The sequence below is a fragment of the Parerythrobacter aestuarii genome, assembly GCF_030140925.1.
GTDB classification, from domain to species: domain Bacteria; phylum Pseudomonadota; class Alphaproteobacteria; order Sphingomonadales; family Sphingomonadaceae; genus Parerythrobacter; species Parerythrobacter aestuarii.
Genome location: NZ_JARBWD010000001.1, coordinates 401,190 through 419,811 on the forward strand (window position 1 = coordinate 401,190; position 18,622 = coordinate 419,811).

At 64.2% G+C, this 18,622-nt stretch carries 19 protein-coding genes; 5 read left to right on the forward strand and 14 right to left on the reverse strand.

Annotated features, from left to right (window positions below):
* Nucleotides 1-2 precede the first annotated feature (2 nt).
* Genes QPW08_RS02045 through QPW08_RS02095 form a run of 11 tightly spaced genes read right to left on the reverse strand, consistent with a single transcriptional unit; the run spans nt 3 to nt 11,485 of the window.
* Complete coding sequence (locus QPW08_RS02045; protein WP_284124062.1) at nt 3-575, reverse strand: LbetaH domain-containing protein; 573 nt, start codon at nt 573-575, stop codon at nt 3-5.
* Complete coding sequence (locus tag QPW08_RS02050) at nt 572-1,702, reverse strand: hypothetical protein (protein ID WP_284124063.1); 1,131 nt, start codon at nt 1,700-1,702, stop codon at nt 572-574. The genes QPW08_RS02045 and QPW08_RS02050 overlap by 4 nt, the downstream gene beginning before the upstream one ends.
* Nucleotides 1,702-3,864: a GumC family protein gene (locus tag QPW08_RS02055; RefSeq protein ID WP_284124064.1), complete on the reverse strand. Its 2,163-nt coding sequence runs from the start codon at nt 3,862-3,864 to the stop codon at nt 1,702-1,704. Before QPW08_RS02055 ends, QPW08_RS02050 begins: the two co-directional genes overlap by 1 nt.
* An 18-nt stretch (nt 3,865-3,882) precedes the next feature.
* Nucleotides 3,883-4,632, reverse strand: a complete 750-nt coding sequence (locus tag QPW08_RS02060; RefSeq protein WP_284124065.1) for a polysaccharide biosynthesis/export family protein — start codon at nt 4,630-4,632, stop codon at nt 3,883-3,885.
* A gap of 28 nt (nt 4,633-4,660) precedes the next feature.
* A complete protein-coding gene (locus tag QPW08_RS02065; RefSeq protein ID WP_284124066.1) occupies nt 4,661-5,983 on the reverse strand; it encodes an O-antigen ligase family protein in 1,323 nt (440 codons plus the stop codon).
* The gene (locus tag QPW08_RS02070) at nt 5,980-7,461 is read right to left on the reverse strand and encodes an MATE family efflux transporter (protein ID WP_284124067.1); all 1,482 of its coding nucleotides are present in this window, start codon (nt 7,459-7,461) and stop codon (nt 5,980-5,982) included. Before QPW08_RS02070 ends, QPW08_RS02065 begins: the two co-directional genes overlap by 4 nt.
* Nucleotides 7,462-7,463: 2 nt before the next feature.
* Nucleotides 7,464-8,402, reverse strand: a complete 939-nt coding sequence (locus QPW08_RS02075; RefSeq protein WP_284124068.1) for an NAD-dependent epimerase/dehydratase family protein — start codon at nt 8,400-8,402, stop codon at nt 7,464-7,466.
* Nucleotides 8,399-9,613: a nucleotidyltransferase domain-containing protein gene (locus QPW08_RS02080; protein ID WP_284124069.1), complete on the reverse strand. Its 1,215-nt coding sequence runs from the start codon at nt 9,611-9,613 to the stop codon at nt 8,399-8,401. The genes QPW08_RS02075 and QPW08_RS02080 overlap by 4 nt, the downstream gene beginning before the upstream one ends.
* Before the next feature lie 11 nt (nt 9,614-9,624).
* Nucleotides 9,625-10,170, reverse strand: a complete 546-nt coding sequence (locus tag QPW08_RS02085; RefSeq protein WP_284124070.1) for an LptA/OstA family protein — start codon at nt 10,168-10,170, stop codon at nt 9,625-9,627.
* Complete coding sequence (lptC, locus tag QPW08_RS02090) at nt 10,167-10,847, reverse strand: LPS export ABC transporter periplasmic protein LptC (protein ID WP_284124071.1); 681 nt, start codon at nt 10,845-10,847, stop codon at nt 10,167-10,169. Before lptC ends, QPW08_RS02085 begins: the two co-directional genes overlap by 4 nt.
* A 17-nt stretch (nt 10,848-10,864) precedes the next feature.
* Nucleotides 10,865-11,485: a ribonuclease D gene (locus tag QPW08_RS02095; RefSeq protein WP_284124072.1), complete on the reverse strand. Its 621-nt coding sequence runs from the start codon at nt 11,483-11,485 to the stop codon at nt 10,865-10,867.
* Nucleotides 11,486-11,566: 81 nt separating this feature from the next.
* Here QPW08_RS02095 and ung point away from each other — a divergent pair, with 81 nt between their 5' ends.
* From ung to QPW08_RS02115, 4 genes are all read left to right on the forward strand, one after another.
* Nucleotides 11,567-12,253, forward strand: a complete 687-nt coding sequence (gene ung, locus QPW08_RS02100; protein WP_284124073.1) for a uracil-DNA glycosylase — start codon at nt 11,567-11,569, stop codon at nt 12,251-12,253.
* Between the two features lie 180 nt (nt 12,254-12,433).
* Nucleotides 12,434-12,769 carry a TraR/DksA family transcriptional regulator gene (locus QPW08_RS02105; RefSeq protein ID WP_284124074.1) on the forward strand — a complete coding sequence of 112 codons (336 nt, stop codon included), beginning with the start codon at nt 12,434-12,436 and terminating at the stop codon, nt 12,767-12,769.
* Nucleotides 12,748-13,326, forward strand: coding sequence for a GNAT family N-acetyltransferase (locus QPW08_RS02110; protein WP_284124075.1), 579 nt, complete (start codon nt 12,748-12,750; stop codon nt 13,324-13,326). Before QPW08_RS02105 ends, QPW08_RS02110 begins: the two co-directional genes overlap by 22 nt.
* A gap of 16 nt (nt 13,327-13,342) precedes the next feature.
* The gene (locus tag QPW08_RS02115) at nt 13,343-14,125 is read left to right on the forward strand and encodes an enoyl-CoA hydratase (RefSeq protein WP_284124076.1); all 783 of its coding nucleotides are present in this window, start codon (nt 13,343-13,345) and stop codon (nt 14,123-14,125) included.
* An 84-nt stretch (nt 14,126-14,209) separates the two neighbouring features.
* On the opposite strand, the gene QPW08_RS02120 is transcribed toward QPW08_RS02115, so the two are convergent.
* Entirely contained in the window at nt 14,210-14,803 is a 594-nt protein-coding gene (locus QPW08_RS02120) for a hypothetical protein (protein ID WP_284124077.1), read from the reverse strand.
* A gap of 203 nt (nt 14,804-15,006) precedes the next feature.
* Between QPW08_RS02120 and QPW08_RS02125 the strand changes: the two genes are divergently transcribed.
* The gene (locus QPW08_RS02125) at nt 15,007-15,696 is read left to right on the forward strand and encodes a winged helix-turn-helix transcriptional regulator (protein WP_284124078.1); all 690 of its coding nucleotides are present in this window, start codon (nt 15,007-15,009) and stop codon (nt 15,694-15,696) included.
* 73 nt (nt 15,697-15,769) lie between these two features.
* Here the strand turns inward: QPW08_RS02125 and QPW08_RS02130 are convergent, their stop codons facing one another.
* Both QPW08_RS02130 and QPW08_RS02135 read right to left on the reverse strand, forming a co-directional pair.
* Nucleotides 15,770-16,996 (reverse strand): carbohydrate porin, encoded by a 1,227-nt coding sequence (locus QPW08_RS02130; protein WP_284124079.1) that lies wholly within the window; start codon nt 16,994-16,996, stop codon nt 15,770-15,772.
* Between the two features lie 178 nt (nt 16,997-17,174).
* Nucleotides 17,175-18,611: a glutamate synthase subunit beta gene (locus QPW08_RS02135; RefSeq protein WP_284124080.1), complete on the reverse strand. Its 1,437-nt coding sequence runs from the start codon at nt 18,609-18,611 to the stop codon at nt 17,175-17,177.
* Nucleotides 18,612-18,622: the final 11 nt, after the last annotated feature.

Below are 18,622 nucleotides of genomic sequence, written 5' to 3' on the forward strand. Positions count from 1 at the left end.
GGCTATTCTCCCGCCATCCTGCGTTCCGCCACCTGTTGCGCAGGGTTGCCGGTCCAGACCGTGTCGGCCGGGATGTCACGCGTCGCACAGGCGCGCGCGCCCAGTACGGCGCGTTCGCCGACCTCGACCCCCGGGCCGACAAAGGCTTCTGCAGCGACCCAAGCCTTGCGCCCGAGGGTAATGGGGCGAGTGACGAGCTGGTGCGCCATATCGCGGTGATCGTGATCTCCACCGCACAGGAACACCCGTTGAGAGACGATGGCCCCCTCGTGCAACGTCACTGGAGCCATATTGTAGCATTGCGTCCCGGGACCGAGCGTTGTCCAGTCATCCATCCGCAAGTGTCGCGGCAACCAGATCCGCACAGAGGGATAGACCTTCGCGCCCTTGCCGATCGAAGCTCCGAAGAGACGCAGCAGGAACCGCCGCCAGCCCCATCCTACCGGCGGCGGAAGTATCCAGGCCAGCAGTCGCCATGTCACAGCAAAAGCGAAGCGCTCCAGGCGGTTTGCAAACGAAAAGCTGGGCCCCCCATGCAGAGTGTCTTCAGTCTTCGCGTCCAGCGGCTGTGTCATTGCAACCGCTCCAGCGAAACGCGAGCAAGGTGGTGGGAGCCGTTCGAAGCTCCTGAGCGTTCGGCGACGAGCGCGATCGTCGCTTCGCTGCACCCTTCGGGTATGATGACGGGCCATTCGCCCAGCAAGCCGTCGCTTGAAAAGACAATCCCGCGGCCCTTGCATTGGACTTGCCAGCCTAGCCCTGTGGCCTCGCCCTCACCGGTTGCTGCCAAACGGTATCGACCGGTGATCGGTTCGAACCTCTGGATCAGGATCGAACCTGTCCCCTGGCCGAGTCGTGACAGGACAACACCCTCGCCTACGCGCTCGACTGCATAGGGGGCTCTCGGTGCAATCCGCCATTCACCGCCAACCGGGACTTCGCCCGGTTGCAAGCGGGCAAAGGCTTCATCGTACAGGACAGTGCCAAATCCTTGCGGATCGGCCAATGTGTCACGCCACAGGGCATCCCCGGTCGCTGCGGCTGCCCCCCCTTCCAGGCTGCCGACCAGTGCTGTCACGATCTGGCGCCGCCACGGACCGTCATCGGAATCGAGCAGCCGGGCAAATGCCAATCGACCGGACTCGGCGTCCGGACTGGCGGCGGGCAGTCGCAGATAGGTAATCCACCATAGCCCGCCCGACCGGTTGCTTGCGCGGGCGGCAAGCGCCTCTGGCCCGCCGGGCTTGGTCATCAGCAGGTCGGCCGAAGGAGCCGCCACCTCGCCGCCTTGTGTCCGTCCGAGTGCATCGACGCGCTGGGCCGCGACAACCACGTTGCCCTCGTTCAGGGCCAGCTGCAGGATCCGGGCATTGGCCAACGGGTCGCGCCAGCCAAGAGCGGCAGCGACATTGGCCGCTCTGGTCGGGGCCGCGGCCTGGCGACTCTCGACAAGAACTGCGAGGGCTGGCTGGTTAAGTGGCATTGCGGCGATGGATTTTCTCGCCAGTTCGGCGGCTTGGCTATTCGCCGTCGGGGTCTGTGCGGTCAGCGCTGCCTGGGCTCCGCGCAGCTGCAGCTGGCTGTCGCTGGTCCCCAATGATGCCGCTGCAACTGGAGGCAAGGGTAGCGCCGGTGGCGCGAGCAGGGCTGTTCCGCAAACCGCAACCAGCGCTGTGATCCCGAGCGCGAGCGGACGGCGCATCAGCTCGTCTCCGCCTCGTAGCTGTAGTAATAACCATATTCATAGCCATAGCCGGCGCTATGCGGGTCGAATTTGTTGAGCACAGCGCCGTCGATCACGACATCGTTGTTGTTGAGGCGGCGGATCGCCGCTGCTGTGCGACCATGGCTGGCGCGTCCGGCCTCGACCATGAAGATGAGATGCTCGATCCGCTGCGCCAGCAGCACGGTATCGGCCAGCCCCATGACAGGCGGACCGTCGTAGATCACCACGTCGTAATGCTCGCGCGCCCAATCCCTGAACTCGATGAAGGAGGGGGCCGAGAAATACTCTGGCACCGACGGCGGCAGCGGACCCGATGGGATCAGGGCAAGGTTGTCCGACACAGGGATCGTGGCATCGCCCGGCTCGATCTGGCGGGTGAGGATATTGGTCAGGCCGGTTTCGCGTGAGACCCCGAAGATGTTGTGTTGCGATGGGCGGCGCAGGTCGGCATCCACCACCAGCACCCGGCGCCCTTCGCGGGCAAAGCTGCGGGCGATGCCATAGGCGACCAGGCTCTTGCCCTCGGATTGCTGGCTGCTGGTGATCAGCAGGTCGCCTGCTCCGCCGGCCCCCATCAGGCCCAGCGAGGTGCGCAAGGCCGCAAAGGCTTCGGAAGCGCTGGACTTGGGATTGTCCAGCGTCTCCGTGATCTGCGCGTCGGCGTCGAGCTTGGGCACGGAACCGAGGAACGGCAGGCCGAAGCGTTCCACGATGTCTTCCGGCGTGCGCGCAGCGTCATCCACGAACTCGCGCAGGAAGACATAAAGGCCGGCGATCGCTGCGCCTGCGAAAAGGCCCAGCACGATATTGATCAGCGGTTGGGGCCGGACCGGGGAGCGCGGCGTATCTGCCGCATCGACGATGGAAATATTGCTGCTGGTGATCCCGGCCGAGGCGTTCACTTCCTGGAACCGGGACAACAGCGCGTCATACATGTTGCGCCGGGTTGCGGTTTCACGCGCGAGGATGTTGAATTCCACACGAACGGCCTGTTCGCTCGCAGTTCCGCTCCGCAGTTGCGAAACGTCGCCTGAAAGGCGCTCTTCATTGCGCAGCGCAGCTTGGTATCGTTGGCGCAAGGAGCCGCGAATATCCGCTACTGCTCCGTTGAGGTCCTGCCGGATCGATTCCACCCGCCGCTTGTGCTCGAGCATCACCGGGTGGTCGCCCTTGTAGCGGGTCGCATCGCGATTGCGCTCGGATTCGGCTTCGGCAAGGTCGCGCTGGAGCGCGCCGATATAGCCGCTTTCCTGGACCTCGGGAATCTCCATCGCATCGCCGCCAGCAGCAGCGCGATAGCGCTCTTCGGCAGCAATGCGCTCTGCCCTGACCTGGCCCAGCGCGTCATTGGCGTTCACCAGCGTGCGCTGTGTTAGCGACATCGGCGCCTCATTGCCGCTGGAGCCGGAATCGAGGTTCACGAGATTGTTGGCGCGGGCATAGTCGACCTGTGCCCGCTCGGCTTCTTCCAGTGCCTTCTTGGATTCGGCGAGCTGTTCCAGCAGGTACTCACGGGCATAGGAGGAGCTGTCGAAACGCCGCTCCAGCGTGGCGGCGATGAAGGCTTCGGAATAACCATCGGCGATTTCGGCGGCGTATTCGGGATCGGGGCTCTCGAAGCTCAGGTCGAGGATCCGGCTGTAGCGTGGCAGGTCGGCATTGACATTGGACTGCAGGATTGCAGCGATCGCATCGCGGCGGGTTTCTGCCATTGTCTTGCCGGTAGCTGCCACGGCCGGAGCCGGCACCTGCATCCGCTGGAAGAAGGTATCGTCGGCAGCCAGGTTCTTGCGTTCGACCAGCGTCAGCGCCGTGTCGCGGCTCAGCAAGACGTCGATCTGCGTCTGCAGGAAGCGCTCGACGTCCCAGTCGAACGACCGGAACGACGCTTCGTCTTCGAGCACATTACTGGTGTCGCTGTCGATCTGCAGTGCGGTTCGAGCGCTGTAGATCGGGGTGGCGAGCATGGTGAAAACGATAGCTGCAGCCAGCGCCAGGGCGATGATCCCGCCGACCACGAAGCGATGGCGGTAGATGGCGGCCCAGACCCGGCGCAAATCAACGCCGAAATTGGGCATACCCTGTTCTTCGGCAAAGGATTCCTTCAGCGGAGCGGCAGGCTTGGCAGGGCTATTCACGGAACGGCAGGCCTCGCATCAGTTGGCAGGGTCAGCAGTATTGCTGTCGTTGGTGCCATTGTTGTTGAGGATGGCAAAGGTCTGGAAGATGTTGAGCAGCGGGGCTGCTTTCAGCATGTCCTGGTAAGCTACCTTCAATCCATCGGTCCCGACGATAACCTGATCGCCTGCAAGAATTTCGATATCGGGCGAGATTCCGGCGTTGATTTGTCCGAGGTCGAACATGCCACCTACACGATCCCCATTATAGCGCCGGAATACTACGACCTGGTCGTATTTGGCGACATTGGTCGGTCCGCGTGCCAGCGCAACGGCATCGACCAGCGATATCCTCCCGGGAATTTCATAGACGCCCGGCTGGGTAACGGCACCTGCGACTGTGACTCGCTTCTGCGCCGCCTCCGTCAGTTCGACGGTCACGCTGGGATCGACGAGGAAGCGCGCGGCAAAGCGCCGCTCGAGATCGCGGGCAAATTCCGCCGCTGTCAGTCCGGCCGCATCGACGGTCCCCAGCAAGGGAACCTGGATATTGCCGTCAGGGTCGACAATCGCACTGTCGATGGAGAGGTCAGGTTCGCGGAAGACAGTGATCGACAGCCGGTCGCTGGGACCGATCTCGACCCGGCGCGGGGCGAAGATATTGCCTTCGGGAATGGCGTCGTAGGCCGCGCTGCCTGCCGGGACCACAGGCGCAGGTCCGGTGCTGCAACCCCCAAGCAGGCCAAGCACCATGATCGCGACTGCGGGCCGGTGCCCAATTCGTTGCATGCGTCCGAGTTCCCGCCAGTAAATCTTGCTAGCGACCATAGGCGGCACCCTCGTGTTCTGGCAATGGTTTGCGGGCCATTTCTTGTGCAGCGACAACGATCGCAAGTAATGCTGCCAAAGAACCTGTGCGCAGGGGATAATCGACTGCCGAATGCGCGAGCAGGATCACTCCGGCTCCCCACAGGCTCCACATTGCCGGTGCGGCCCGCGCCCGCCAATGCCGGGCCGCCAGTACCAGTGCCGCGACCGGTCCGCACAGAGCGATTGCCATCCCGGGCAAGCCGCCCTCCAGCGCCAGCTGCAGGTAGTCGTTATGCGCGGCAACGACATAACGTCCGGCCATGGTGTCGAGGTCTTCGAACGCCATGTAGACCGGCACGAAACTGCCCCAGCCCGAGCCCCACGGGAAAAACTCGCGAGCGGCCGCCCAGCTGGTCTGCGCCATGATCATGCGTTGGTCTTGTGCAAGGCCGCCGAAACGTTCGAAAACCGGGGCCAGCGCCGGGGCTTGGAACATGGCGAAGGCCGCCAACGTCAGTATTGCGCCGCCTCCCAGCAACACCATGCGCGACGGGCGCAGCAGCAACGCCAGCGATGCTGCCAAAGCGGTGCCACCCAACACGATCCCCGCCCGCGATGTGGTGGCGAGAACACCGACAAACAGGATGACCGCTATCGCCACGGCCACTGGCAGCAAGCGCCTGTCAGGCCCTGTCGGTGCGGCGGCCGGGAGCAGGATGATGGCGCAGGCAAGGAAAGCGGCATGATGGTTGCGGTTGGCAAACAGGCCGGTGGCAAATCCTGCATGGTCGCGGTCGTAGAGGAACAGGCTCCCCGTTGTCCGCTGTACGATGCCGAGCAACGCTGTCAGCACCGCGAGGAGGATGATCGCGCGCAGGATCGCATGCTGGTGTTGTGGCGCCAGCCGCGCGAATCCGACCATCACCACGAGTATGGGGACAAGCGAGAGCAACGCTCCTGCTGCCGCACCCCGATCCAGCGCCAGCGGTCTCCATCCGGGTTCCAGCCCTCCAGCATCGAGCGCAGCTACAGCCAGTTCACGGCCCGGTAGCGCGGCCCACAGGGCAGGAGGAAGCGGTATCAGCTGCAGCCACGCCAGGCCGTAGAGCCCAAGTGCGAGCCTGGTCGGCCAGTCCATGCGCTGGTGGCCCCTCCCGACCAGCAAAAGATACAGCACGGGCAGCGCGGCAATGAACCCTAGCAAGACATTGGGTGCCCGCGCAGTCCCGCCGAACAGGAACAATACCGCCAGCAAGCCGCATAGTGCCAGCACCAGCGGGTCGAGTCCGGGCTTGCTCCCTGCAAGGTTGATGGGCACGCGGTCCGTCATTCTTGCGATCCTCTGTGCGGGGCCGGCTGCCCGGATGCAAGGCCGGTGACGAGCCTGCGCATGAAGGCGGCCAGCCCCGGAGAGGCTGCCGCGATAGCCAGAGGGGCTATGCCGACAAGCGCGAGCTTGGCTGGAATTGCCCACAGGCCGATCAGTCGATCCCACTCCGGCGCGAGCAGAATGCACACTGAAAGCAACAGGATCGAAGTGAACGCGAGAACAATCGACCTCACCGGCATGCGGGCGAGGACCATATGGATCGCCCCAGCGATGAAATTCCTCGCTGCCACGGCCAGCGCTACGGCGGTCAGGCTCAATCCGCTTGCCCAATAGAGTGCGGCTGCAAAGGGCACGATCTCGATCACATGCTGGATGGTGATGGCGCGTGCTCGACCAGTCGATTGCAACAGGATGGCCGGCAGTTGCGCGATGGTTGTCCCGATAACTCCGGCCAGGGCAATGCGAAAGAAATCGCCCGCCTGGCTGGCAAAGCCGGCATCGACCCACAGCGTCAGGATCGGATCGGCGAACAGGATCCCGAACAGGCAGACCGGTAGCGTCAATGCCAGCGCAGCGTCACTGGCATGGCCTGCAAGCGCACTTCCTTCGGCATGGTCCGCGACGGCGAAACGTGGCGCCAGCGAGGTTCCCATCGCCAGCCCGACGACGCTCAGCCGCGCTGCAGCACCGGCGGGCGCGGCGTAGAAATAGAGCGCGCTGGCGCTGGCGCTGGCTCCGACGATGATCCGGTCGAGAGTCTTGCTGGCCGCATTGCACATGGCCGTGACAGTCATCAGCGAGAACTCGCGCCCGATGCGGGCAATCTTCTGCCCGATGTTCGCAAAGGAAGGCAGGACGTCGCGGAACGGGGCCCATCGCAAGGCAACCCCGGCCTGCAGCAATCGCCCCGCGGCAACTCCCGCCATCAGCCGGTCGAGACTGCCATCGTAGATCAACGGGACGATCGGCAGCAGCAGCGCCGCAAGCTGGCCAATGACCTGGCTGACGTTGGAAGCGGCAAAGCGGCCGCGCCCTTCCATCTGCCCCAGCTGGATCAGGATGACGATATCGAGCAGCACGATGGCTGCGGCCCAAGGGCGCGCTCGACTGGCTTCGTTTGCCAGCTCGGGGCTGCCTTCAATGCTCGCCGTCAGCCACGGATAGAGGACAAGGAGGGCGGTGGTGAGGACAACGCTGCCGCCGATGCCAAGCACCATCGAGGCATCGAGGCCTGCGTGGCCCTCTGCTCGCGCGCCGTCATCGGCGGGTCTGGAAACCCGCGCAGTGTAGGTGGTGACTTGCCGAGCCGTCGCCAGCGCATGGACCTGGAAATAGGGCATCAGTGCCAGCAAGAAGAAATAGCTGCCGAAGCGCGCCGCCCCGAACCATGCGGTATAAAGCGGGACGATCGCCACTGCGATCGCCATGCGGATCACCTGTCCGGCCATGTTGATGCCGATGGTGGAGGCTAACCGCATCGTCAGTCGTCCGCGCAATCGGGGCGCGCCGGTTGGGGTCGGATGCCGAGGCCGGAAAGTCCGGAGCTATCGTAGACAAGATTGGGAAACCCGCGCCGCCGCCCGTGCCACCCGTTGCGCTGCCAGCTGCGAAAGCGGTCGACGATGAGCGCTGCTGCGATCCCGGCCTGTCGGGATGGGCCGTCAGGGGGCAGCGTGCCGACAATGTCCCCGATCAGGCAGCGATGGGCATCGGCGCTATAATTGTAATAGGCGATGGCACCGGGTGCGGGCCATGCCTCGCTGTTAAGCAGGTTCGAAAGGTCTTGTGCCGTCTCATCGGCATCGAGAATGTGCCAATACCGCCCGGCCCATGCGAGCCGCTGGGCCTTCGAATAGCTCGCCAGCGAAGCGCGGGCCCTCTCGCGCGAGGAGACAACGCACAGGCGTAAGATCATTACCTGCATGGTGCTGCGGTCGAGCTGCTCGATGGCGCGCTCAGCTTCGAACTTTGATCTTCCGTAGGCGGTAAAGATGTCTCGCGAAGGAAACCACGGAGCGGCTTCGAGCGGCTGCCCGTCCTCGACGATCTCTCGCTTCCTGTAGCCATAGGCGAGCGCCGTGCTGGTGAAGAGAAAGCGCCGAACCCCGGCGCGGGCCGCCGCTGCTGCCAGTTCTCGCGTCCCGGCGACGTTGATCTCGTCCATGCTGGCGGCACGCGCCTGTGTCGCAGCACCAAGGTGCCAGACATCGTCCATTCCCTGCACCAGCCCTTCGTAGTCACAGGCCGGATCGGTGAAGTCGGCCCGGACCCACTCAATTCCATCTTCGCTGGCGGTAGGAGCATCGGGTGCCGAAGCGCGAAGGGTGAGGCCGGGATAGTCGCGCCGCAGGACCGGCAGCAAGCGCGAACCGATATGTCCGGTTGCCCCGGTCAGCAGGAGGGCGTGCGTCGCAGTCACTGCCCCGGTTTCTCCCTATCCAGCCATGCGCCCAGGCGCCCCGTGGCACCTGCCACAGTGCGGACATCGCGGTCGAGCAGGGCCGCTGCACTTTCCCCCGTGCGGCGCAGCAACCAGCGGGGAAGCGGTTCGGGCGATTGCCCGCTCGTATCCGGTCCAAACCGGCCACGCCCCTTGCCGCCGAGCCGCCTGATGGCTGACCGCGCCACAGCGCCGACCCCGCCTTTCGCGCTGAGTTCTGCAGCGAGGCCGATGGTCTTGCGATGGGCCAGGTCCTGCAACAGCAGGTCGGGCGCATCTTCGAGGATAGCCTGGTCTTCCAGCTCGGGACATTCGCAGGCCTTGGCCAAGCCAGGTCGGCACCAGCGATCGACCAGCCGCAGCATCATCGCCGCTCCCCGGTCCCAACCTCCTTTAGTCGCGCGTTCCCAGAAGGCGGGCCAGTCGACCTCGGCTTTAGCCATGAGATAATCGAGATCAACCAGCGCCAGCGGACCGCCGTTCAAGCGATTGCTGTAGGCAGCGTGGATGATGAAATGCGCAAGCATGTCGTCCATGGCGGGATAGCGCACCGGATCGCTCCCGGTCACCATTGCGGCGCGTGCGAAGATTTCCTCATGGGCCGACGCCGGCATCCACCAGCCCATGGTGGCTTCGCTCTCCCATAGCCGTACATGCAGCTCGATCCGGTCACCGGACGGGCTTATCAGAGGCGGCAGGTGCTTCTCGTATCGAGCGGTCTCTTCGAGCGGCCGAGCGGAGGCTTCTTCCTGCCGATATCCGGCGTCGAGCAGCACCTGGAAGGCGTCGACCGCGCGCTCCTCCGCAACAAGCACATCGATATCGCGCATCGGTCGTTCGGCAGCGGCGGGATAGGCGTGCCAGGCGCACCAGGCACCCTTGAGGGCGACCAGCGAGACGTCATGCGCGTTAAGCACGGCTTTTGTTTGAAGCAGGGTCTTGCGTTTGGCCAAGGCCGCGATGGCGCAGCGGCGGTGCGATGCCTGCCAACTCTCCCGGATCGTTTGCGGGATACATATCTGCAATTCGCCCCGACCGATGCGACCATGCAAATGCGGCTGGAGCCGATGCTGTGCCGCCATGGCATCGATCTGCTGCCAGTCTTGCAGTGAAAGCTGGGGAGCGAGGCCCGCGTCGGCGTGCGGCCCGATCAGGCCGAGCAGGAAGCGTCGCAGTTGCGGGAGGCGCATCGCCTCGCGGGTCAGTTTTGCGGGACGGAGAAAGTGCCGCGCACGCGCCCGCCGGATTCGCTGGTGACCGGGGAGCTTCCGCCTGAAGCACGGCCATCGATACTGGAGACGCCCGACTGCAGGTCGATCACCAGACGCCCGCCGCTGAGCGAATCGCTGCCGCGGTTGAGCCGGACATTGCCGGCCATGGTGATGATCCGGCGATTCAGGTCATAAACGGCGGTGTCGCCTTGCGCGCGTTCGGTGCCGCGGCTGACGTTGACGCCGCCGGTGGCGGTGATGCGGGTAACATCGAGCGATCCACTGTCGTTATAGTCGACTACCATGCGGTCGGAACGGACCGTCAGCCCGGCCTGCCGGACTATGACGCTGCCCGACAGAACCACGCGGTTCTCATTGTCCTGCACTTCGAAACGCCCGGCGTCGAAGTCGACCGGAGCCCTCGAATCGTGGCCTGCGATGGACTGGGCATGGAGCTGGATCCCGCTGGCCAGCGCGCAGGTTGCGGCAAAAGCGATGGTGAAATCGCGAAGAGCGCTGTGTGGGAGCTTGATCATCTGGGCATCCTCAATTCGCGGGGAAACTGGCCGGGCACCATGCGCAGGCGGGCATTGCCATCGAGCACGAAGATACGCTTCGCAAGGTCGGCTTCGAGCCGGTCGGCAGAAAAGGTCCCGGCCGGAATCGCTCCATCGACCCCGTCGGAACCGGTCAGGCGCTTGGTTTCGAGATTGATCGACACGCCGCTGGCGACAAAGCGATAGCCGTCGGCGGCTGTCAGGCGCAGCGGCCCGTCGACCTTAAGCACTTCGTCTTCGATGGTGTATGCGCCGCCTTCTGCGGTGAGCTGACCCGGGCCTTCGTCGAGCAGGATGCGGGCGACAACATCCTGCAGGCGCACGACGCCTTCGGCGCTCGATTGCTGTACCGCTTCATCGGCAGTGAGCGAGAACGGGCGGCCCTTGTCATCGGTGCCGCGATAGAGCGCATTGTCGACCCGCAGCCGTTCCTTGATTATCGCCACGGCGTTGCGATCGAGCAGGAAGGAGACTTCGCCGCGCGGGCTCAGCGGGGTGATGATCATCAGCGCGGCGACAATGCCGACGCCGATCGGCAGCGCACGGCCGAGGAACCGCACCAACGCATCGTGCGAGCCGCCGGGCGCGGCAAAGGCCTGGCGCCCCTTGCGCAGCTCCTTCGCGTCCTGCGTTTCGATCCTTGGCTTGTGTTCCATCGCGGCGTCGGGTGGTCCTAGGCGTGGCTGAAGATGTCGTGCTCTTCCCAGCCGGCGAGGTCGAGCCGCGCGCGGGTGGGGAGGAAATCGAAGCAGGCCTGCGCCATCTCCAGCCGCCCTTCGCGCTCCAGCCGCTGGATCAGGATCTCGCGCATGCGGTGGAGGTAGCGCACATCACTGGCGGCATAATCGCGCTGCGCTTCGTTGATGCCGGGTGCACCCCAGTCGCTCGATTGCTGCTGTTTGGAGAGGCTTTCGCCCAGCAGTTCCTCGACCAGGTTCTTGAGGCCGTGACGATCGGTGTAGGTGCGGGTCAGCTTGCTTGCGATCTTGGTGCAAAACACCGGTGCGGCGGTGACGCCCAGGTAATGCTCGATTGCGGCAAGGTCGAAGCGGGCGAAGTGATAGAGCTTCAACCGGTTCGGATCGCCGAGCAATGATTTCAAATTGGGCGCCGCATAGTCGCTGTCGGGCGCAAAGCGGACCAGGTGCTCGTCCGGTCCGCCGTCGCTGATCTGGACGATGCAGAGCCGGTCGCGCCGGGTGATGAGACCCATGGTTTCGGTATCGACAGCCAGCGGGGCGTCGCCTTCGAGGACGCCTGCGGGCAGGTCTTCTTCATGAAAATGTACAGCCATATGGAAGCGTGCTCTAGGCGCATTGGGGAAAGAGGAAAAGGGGACATGGTTAGCCATGTCGCTCCGGGTTAGGATAGCACCATGGCCGACACCGTTCCCGACAGCTGGAAACCTGCGCTTGATCCAGTGCTGGCAACGCCTGAAGCGAGGCGGCTGGGCGGCTGGCTGCGGGCCGAGGAAGCGGCGGGCAAGGCGATCTACCCACCGCGCGGGCAAAGGCTGCGGGCGCTGGAGCTGACCCCGCTGGATAGCGTCAAGGTCGTGATCCTCGGGCAAGACCCCTACCATGGACCCGGGCAGGCGCACGGGCTGTGTTTCTCAGTGGCCGATGGAGTCCAGCCGCCACCGAGCCTGGTCAATATCTACAAGGAGCTGGAGACCGACCTGGGTCTCGTGCGGCCGCAGCACGGCAATCTCGAGTATTGGGCGCAGCAGGGCGTGTTGCTGCTCAACAATTCGCTCACCGTCGAAGCGCATCAGGCCGGCAGCCATGCCGGCAAGGGTTGGGATGCCATTACCGATGCGGCGGTGGCAGCGGTGGCTGGAAGTGACCTGCCGACAGTCTTCATCCTGTGGGGCAGCCACGCACAGAAGAAGGCTGCGCGGGTACCGGAACTGGGCCAGCCGCATCACCTGATCCTCAAGAGCCCGCACCCCAGCCCGCTGTCGGCGCACCGGGGGTTCTTCGGCTCGCGACCGTTCAGCCAGGCTAACGCCTTTCTGGCCGAGCAGGGGCGGGGACCGATCGACTGGGCCTTGCCCGGTTGACAGATGCTTGACGAAGTTGACACGGTGTCAACTTCGTTGCGGCCCACCAAGATACTGAAATACATACATAAATTGTGAATCCAGCGATCTGGCTGTCGCGGGGGAGGGGCCCCGCCCCCTTGTGTCCATGCGCCTGATCATGTGCTTGGGTAACAGCGCGTTGGCGTGTAGGAAAATACCATGACCGAGAAAGAGGCCCGCACCGCCCTGCTCGCCCGGCAGGCTGAACTGGCGGAGGAAGACCGCATCAGCGCCGAAGGCCGCGCGCCTGTCACCCTGCAGCAGGACAGCGTCGGGCGGCTCAGCCGGATGGACGCGATGCAGCAGCAGGCGATGGCGCAGGCGCAGGAACGGCGGCGCAAGGCCGAAGTTGCACGGATCGTGGCGGCCTTGGCGCGCCTTGACCAAGGCGAATGGGGCTACTGCGTCTATTGCGGCGAAGAGATCGCGGAAAAGCGCTTGCGCCACGATCCCAGCGTGCCACGCTGCGTGAAGTGCGCGAGTGGCGATCCATGATGGAGCTGCGCCAGCCCGATGCGGCGATGCTGCCGTCCTATGTCGCGGCGATGGAGCGAGGCTGGTCGCCGCGCAACGTCGGGAGCGAGAAGGCGCGGCTGGATACGCTCGAGCGCATCGCGCGGGGAGAAGCGGCTTTCCTCTCCGAATTCGAAGATGGGGCCACCCGGGGGCCGCCGATCCGGTTGCCCGATGGCAGCGTAGTGCCGCGCCTGCCCGACCTGCTGCGATGGATGTGGGATGGCGAATTCTGCGGCCTTATCAACCTGCGCTGGCAGCCGGGGACCAATGCGCTGCCTCCGCATGCGCTGGGCCATGTCGGCTACACCGTCGTCCCGTGGAAGCGCAATCGCGGTTATGCCACGCAGGCGCTGATCGAGATCCTGCCGCTTGCAAGGCAACAGGGGCTCGACTGGATTGAAGCCACCACCACTGATGACAATGTCGCCTCCATACGCACACTGGAAAAGGCGGGGGCGCGGCTCATCGACAAGCTGACCGGGGTGGTGCACCACGGAGCTGACGAAGTGGTGCGATCGTACCGGATCGAGCTGTAGAACCGAGGAGTAAGCGATGAGCGAAGAACTGGTGTTGTGCGAAATTGCCGACGGAGTCGCCACCGTTACGCTCAACCGCCCCAACGCGATGAATGCGCTGTCGAAAGCCCTGCGCCGCAGGTTGTTCGAAGTGATGACTGCGGTCGATGCCGATGACAGCGTCCGCGCGGTGATCCTGACGGGGGCAGGCGAGCGGGCCTTTACGGCCGGGCTGGACTTGAAGGAGCTGGGTTCTGACCCGGGCGGGCTGGGCGCGGCCAATGCCTCGGGCGCGGACGAGAACCCGGTCAAGGCGATCGAGCTGTGCCGCAAGCCGGTGATCGGGGCGATCAACGGGGTCGCCATTACCGGCGGCTTCGAAGTCGCGCTCGCCTGCGACGTGCTGGTGGCGAGCACCAATGCCCGCTTTGCCGATACCCATGCCCGCGTCGGCATCTATCCCGGCTGGGGGTTGAGCCAGAAGCTGAGCCGGATGATCGGCATCTCCCGCGCCAAGGAGCTGAGCTTCACCGGCAATTTCCTCGATGCGGAGACCGCCAAGGCGTGGGGTCTCGTCAACCACGTCGTCGCGCAGGACGAACTTCTGCCACTCGCGCGCAAGCTCGCTGCCGACATGGCCAGCATCGATCCGGCATTCCTCGCCAACTACAAGAAACTGATCGACGACGGCTACGCCGCGACCTTCGGCGACGGGCTGGCGCTGGAAAACACGCTCTCAAGCGCCGCCAACGCGCAGGTCACGCCGGAAGAGGTGGAAGCGCGCCGGGCAGCGGTGCAGGCGCGCGGGCGGGGGCAGTAGGCCGTCACCGTCGCCAGGGCCTCGTCAGGCATTGCCTGAACGAGCCCGGTTCGCTGCGCCGCTCACAGGCCTGGCCAGCGAACCTCAGATTCCACGCTGGGCAAAAAACCGTTGGTTCTCCTGCGCGAACATGGCCTTGATCGCATCTCCGTCGGACGGTTCCTCGGCCAGGGTTTCGGGGTTCCACTGGTGCCGTTCGGTCTCGAAGAAGTCTCCGTCATAGATATGGATTCCGCCGGTGAACCGCTGGAGCGGGTTGGTCACCGAGTGGATGGCGTTTGCAGGCAGCGCTGCAACATCGCCTTCGAACAGGCAGTTGGCTTCATAGGCTTCGATGCCGTCGTCGCCTCGCCGCCACAGGATGTTGTCCTCGCGTCCGGTATAGATGCCGATCAGGGCTTTCATCATGTGGTCGTGGGGCAGCAGGTTCATCTGCGGCGTCCAATGCGCGGCGAAAATTGTGAAGTCAGGCGAGGAGTGCATCACGTCGAGGCCTGCGCGTGTCGGTCCGCCAAGGGCTCTCAGCACTGCGCGGTGATCCTTGAGCTCTTCGGCAAGAACTTCGGCAACGGCATCCATGCCGTCGGCGCGGTGCGCGCTGACACAATCCTCGACGAAGCGGTCGCGATCGAATGCGCGCTGGCGTATCGCCGGTCCCTGATTGCTTGCGATATCCATTGCACCTGCTCTCCTCGCCGACGTCGTGGCCAAGACCGCTGCCCCTTGCAATAGCATGGTCCTGCGCGAAAGGGCGGATTTGATCCTGTGGCCGTTCATGGTGGCGAGCATAGGGCGCCGCTTTGGCGCGGCTAGTCACATTTCTGGACCAGCCATCGCCAATCGCCGTTTGCTGTGACACAGTGATGCGGAAGGGAATGTCCATGCCATCCCAATTCGGTCAGTTCTGCCCCATTGCGCTCGCATCCGAAGTGCTGACGCAGAAATGGATGCTGCTGGTCCTTCGCGAGCTCAATGCGGGCGCGACCCGCTTCAACGAGATTCGCAGGGGGGTTCCGCGCATCTCCGCCACGCTATTGAAGCAGCGGCTGCTCCAGCTCGAAAGTGCCGGCATCGTGACGCGAAGGCCCGTCGGTGCGGATGGGCATGAGGCGTATATCCTGACCGAGGCCGGAGCGGAGCTGAAGCCGATCCTGTCTGCTGTCGGGACATGGGGCCAGCGATGGGCACGCGATATCGAGCGCGAAGACCTCGACCCGGCGTGGCTGGTGTGGGCGATGCATCGACGGATCGACACGGCAGCCATGCCTCAGGGCCGGACCGTCCTGGCGCTGCATTTTGTCGATGCACCGGCACACCATCGGCTTTTCTGGCTGGTGTGCGAGCATCCCCGTGTAGAGGTCTGTATCAAGCCCCCCGGCTTCGACGACACGCTTCGCGTCGAGACCGATGTCCGGACGATGGCGGAAGTCTGGCGCGGCATTCGGCCGATCGGCCAGGCGCTGTCAGAAGGAAGCCTGACTATCGAAGGGCCTTCGGCGCTCGTCGGGCAGGCACCGGGCTGGTTCCTGCTGAGCGTTTTTTCCGAGACCAAGCGAGCCGATTGCCGCTGATCGCGACGGGGGTCACGGGCTGGATTCAGGCTTCTGAATAGAAACTCTCGATCCCGGCGGGAACGAGCAGCCTCTAGAACCGCGTGACGGCTCTCAAGCCGACCGCCCATCCGGGCTTGCGTGCCACTACGGTGCTGTCGATATATTGCACGTCGGCGGTGATGCGCAGGGGCTTGGCGACTTCGAAGGTGTAGAAGGCTTCGACGCCTTCCTCGTCTTCGAAGGCAGCGAAGGGCGCGAGGTCGCTGACGAACTTGTCGCTCAGCGAATAGCGGAACCAGGCCAAGCCGAAATGGTCCTGCGGGCGGAACGGGACGTCGCCGGAAACGCCGATGAACCCGCTGACATCGAGCGGGGTCGGGTCACCATCGGAAAAGAACACCTGCCCGAACACGCCCCAGCCCTTGCCCGGATGGTCCTTGTAGGCACCCACATACTGGTAAGCGGCGAGGACCACACTGCCCTGTCCCCTGGCAGTGCCAAAGGTTCCGCCGGGGATGGGCTGGAGTCCCACCGGGAGCACTTCGACCGGCGAACCGCGCCGGGTCGTGCCCGCCAGCTTGATCGCATAGTACCCCGGCTTGCCGCCGATCTTGACCGGGAAGGTGACTGAGGCGAGCGCGCCGACGCCCTGCTCGAACGGATGCTCGAATCCGCTCTTCTGTGTCGCAATGACCGGGTCATAGACCCACAGCCGGAACAGTGCTTTCTTGGTTGGCACCGTCAGCATGGCACCGAACATTTCCTGCGGCACGATGGTGCTGGGCGGGAGGGCGAAGGCGAGGTTCTCGAACCCTTCGATCCCGCCGCCGCCAACAACCGGCAGCCCGGCAGCGATATCGAGGACATTGACCTTGCCGACTTCCAGCGAAGTGCCCGATTTCCAGGTTTTCTTGACGCTCAGCGAAAGGTCGAACTGTTCGCCCTGGTCATCGGGATAGAACAGACCGGTCTGCACCGGCAGTACGCCGATTTCACCGTTGATGCTCTTGCCGTAGCGGAATTCGGGATGGATGTTGACAGTGATGGAATCGTCGAGCCCGATGGCCGATCCGGGGACCTTGGCATAGACATCGACTCGCCCGCCGTAGCGGATCTCGTCATCCACGTCTTCCCGGATCGAAGTGGCCAGGAACTGCGTCCAGACGAAATTTATGTCGGGCTTCTTCGCCTTGGCGGGTGCATCTTCGGCAATGGATTCAGCCTCAGCCTCAGCCTTAGTCGGGGGCGGATTGCCGGATGTGACATTCGAGTTGGCGGAATCCTGCGCAAGTAGGGGGGAGGCGGCGACCGAAGCCAAAAGAATGCTGCCTAAAACAGCAGCCGCGCGCATTCGCAACGTGAACCCTCCCAGTATTCATTCGCCGCCCCACCTTTCCTGGTGGGTGCCGGCCGAAAGCGCGATCGAGCCCGATTCTAGCGGGTTTTCCTTATGTCACAACCACTAGTCGCTCGAATTGCGAGCTATTGCCGCCAAATCATCGCGGGAGATCGGTCACGCCCATCAGCGCTTCGTCCACCGCGCGTGCACATTGTCGACCTTCACGGATGGCCCACACGACGAGGCTCTGCCCCCGGCGCATGTCGCCGCAGGCATAGACGCCCGGCTCGCTGGTGGCATAGCTTTCGGTATCGGCCTCGACATTGCCACGGTCGGTCAGGCTGACGCCGGCCTTTTCCAGCAGCCCGCGCTTCTTGGGGCCGGTGAAGCCCATGGCGAGCAGGATCAGGTCGGCAGGCAGGGTGAACTCGCTGCCTTCGATCTCTTGCATCCGCCCTTCAACCCATTCGATGCGCACGCATTCGAGGCCGGTCACGGTCTCGCCGTCACCGACGACACGCTTGGTCAGTACCGCCCAATCGCGCTCGACACCTTCCTCGTGGCTGGAGGAAGTGCGCAGCTTCATCGGCCAGTCGGGCCAGGTCAGTGCCTTGTCCTCATGCTCGGGCGGCTTGGGCAAGATCTCGATCTGCGTGACCGATTTTGCGCCCTGCCGGTTGGAGGTGCCGACGCAGTCGCTGCCGGTGTCACCACCGCCGATCACGATCACGTCCTTGCCGGTAGCGGTCAGGGTGCCGCGAGGGGCGGCGCGCACTTCGTCGTCGCCGGCGTTGCGCTTGTTCTGCTGGGTGAGGAATTCCATCGCTAGCCGCACGCCCGACATCTCCGCGCCGGGAATCTCCAGCTGGCGTGCTTCCTCGGCCCCGCCCGACAGGACGATGGCGTCGAAATTCTCCTGTAGCGCCTTGAAGCTGACTTCTACCCCGACTTCACTGCTGGTCTTGAAGGTCACCCCTTCAGCTTCCATCTGCTGGCAGCGCCGGTTGATGAGGTGCTTCTCCATCTTGAAGTCGGGGATGCCGTAGCGCAGCAGGCCGCCGATGCGGTCGTTCTTCTCGAACACCGTGACCGAATGGCCGGCGCGTGCCAGCTGCTGCGCACAGGCGAGCCCGGCCGGGCCGCTGCCGATGACCGCGACCGACTTGCCGGTCTGCGACTGCGGCATTTCGGGCTTGATCCAGCCTTCCTTCCACCCGCGATCGACGATGGCGCATTCGATCGACTTGATGGTGACCGGCTGGTCGACGATGTTGAGCGTGCAGGCGGCCTCGCAAGGGGCAGGGCAGATGCGGCCGGTGAACTCGGGGAAATTGTTGGTCGAATGCAGCACTGTCAGCGCATTCTTCCAGTCGCCTTCATATACCAGGTGGTTCCAGTCCGGGATGATGTTGTTCACCGGGCAGCCGTTGTGACAATAGGGGATGCCGCAGTTCATGCAGCGGCTGGCCTGCGCCGACAGTTCCTCGGCCGGCGGTTCGATCACGAACTCGCGATAGTTTTCCAGCCGCTTTTCCGGCGCGATATAATCGCGCTCGCGGCGGTCGAGTTCGAGGAATCCGGTTTCCTTGCCCACGAGATCAAATC

What these genes read in the sequence shown, in the direction of transcription:
- QPW08_RS02060 (WP_284124065.1), bottom strand. Translation starts at nt 4,632, where the DNA reads ATGCAACGAATTGGGCACCGGCCCGCAGTCGCGATCATGGTGCTTGGC.
- QPW08_RS02095 (WP_284124072.1), bottom strand. Translation starts at nt 11,485, where the DNA reads ATGGCTGTACATTTTCATGAAGAAGACCTGCCCGCAGGCGTCCTCGAA.
- QPW08_RS02115 (WP_284124076.1), top strand. Translation starts at nt 13,343, where the DNA reads ATGAGCGAAGAACTGGTGTTGTGCGAAATTGCCGACGGAGTCGCCACC.
- QPW08_RS02050 (WP_284124063.1), bottom strand. Translation starts at nt 1,702, where the DNA reads ATGCGCCGTCCGCTCGCGCTCGGGATCACAGCGCTGGTTGCGGTTTGC.
- lptC (WP_284124071.1), bottom strand. Translation starts at nt 10,847, where the DNA reads ATGGAACACAAGCCAAGGATCGAAACGCAGGACGCGAAGGAGCTGCGC.
- QPW08_RS02085 (WP_284124070.1), bottom strand. Translation starts at nt 10,170, where the DNA reads ATGATCAAGCTCCCACACAGCGCTCTTCGCGATTTCACCATCGCTTTT.
- QPW08_RS02120 (WP_284124077.1), bottom strand. Translation starts at nt 14,803, where the DNA reads ATGGATATCGCAAGCAATCAGGGACCGGCGATACGCCAGCGCGCATTC.
- ung (WP_284124073.1), top strand. Translation starts at nt 11,567, where the DNA reads ATGGCCGACACCGTTCCCGACAGCTGGAAACCTGCGCTTGATCCAGTG.
- QPW08_RS02045 (WP_284124062.1), bottom strand. Translation starts at nt 575, where the DNA reads ATGACACAGCCGCTGGACGCGAAGACTGAAGACACTCTGCATGGGGGG.
- QPW08_RS02105 (WP_284124074.1), top strand. Translation starts at nt 12,434, where the DNA reads ATGACCGAGAAAGAGGCCCGCACCGCCCTGCTCGCCCGGCAGGCTGAA.
- QPW08_RS02065 (WP_284124066.1), bottom strand. Translation starts at nt 5,983, where the DNA reads ATGACGGACCGCGTGCCCATCAACCTTGCAGGGAGCAAGCCCGGACTC.
- QPW08_RS02125 (WP_284124078.1), top strand. Translation starts at nt 15,007, where the DNA reads ATGCCATCCCAATTCGGTCAGTTCTGCCCCATTGCGCTCGCATCCGAA.
- QPW08_RS02070 (WP_284124067.1), bottom strand. Translation starts at nt 7,461, where the DNA reads ATGCGGTTAGCCTCCACCATCGGCATCAACATGGCCGGACAGGTGATC.
- QPW08_RS02080 (WP_284124069.1), bottom strand. Translation starts at nt 9,613, where the DNA reads ATGCGCCTCCCGCAACTGCGACGCTTCCTGCTCGGCCTGATCGGGCCG.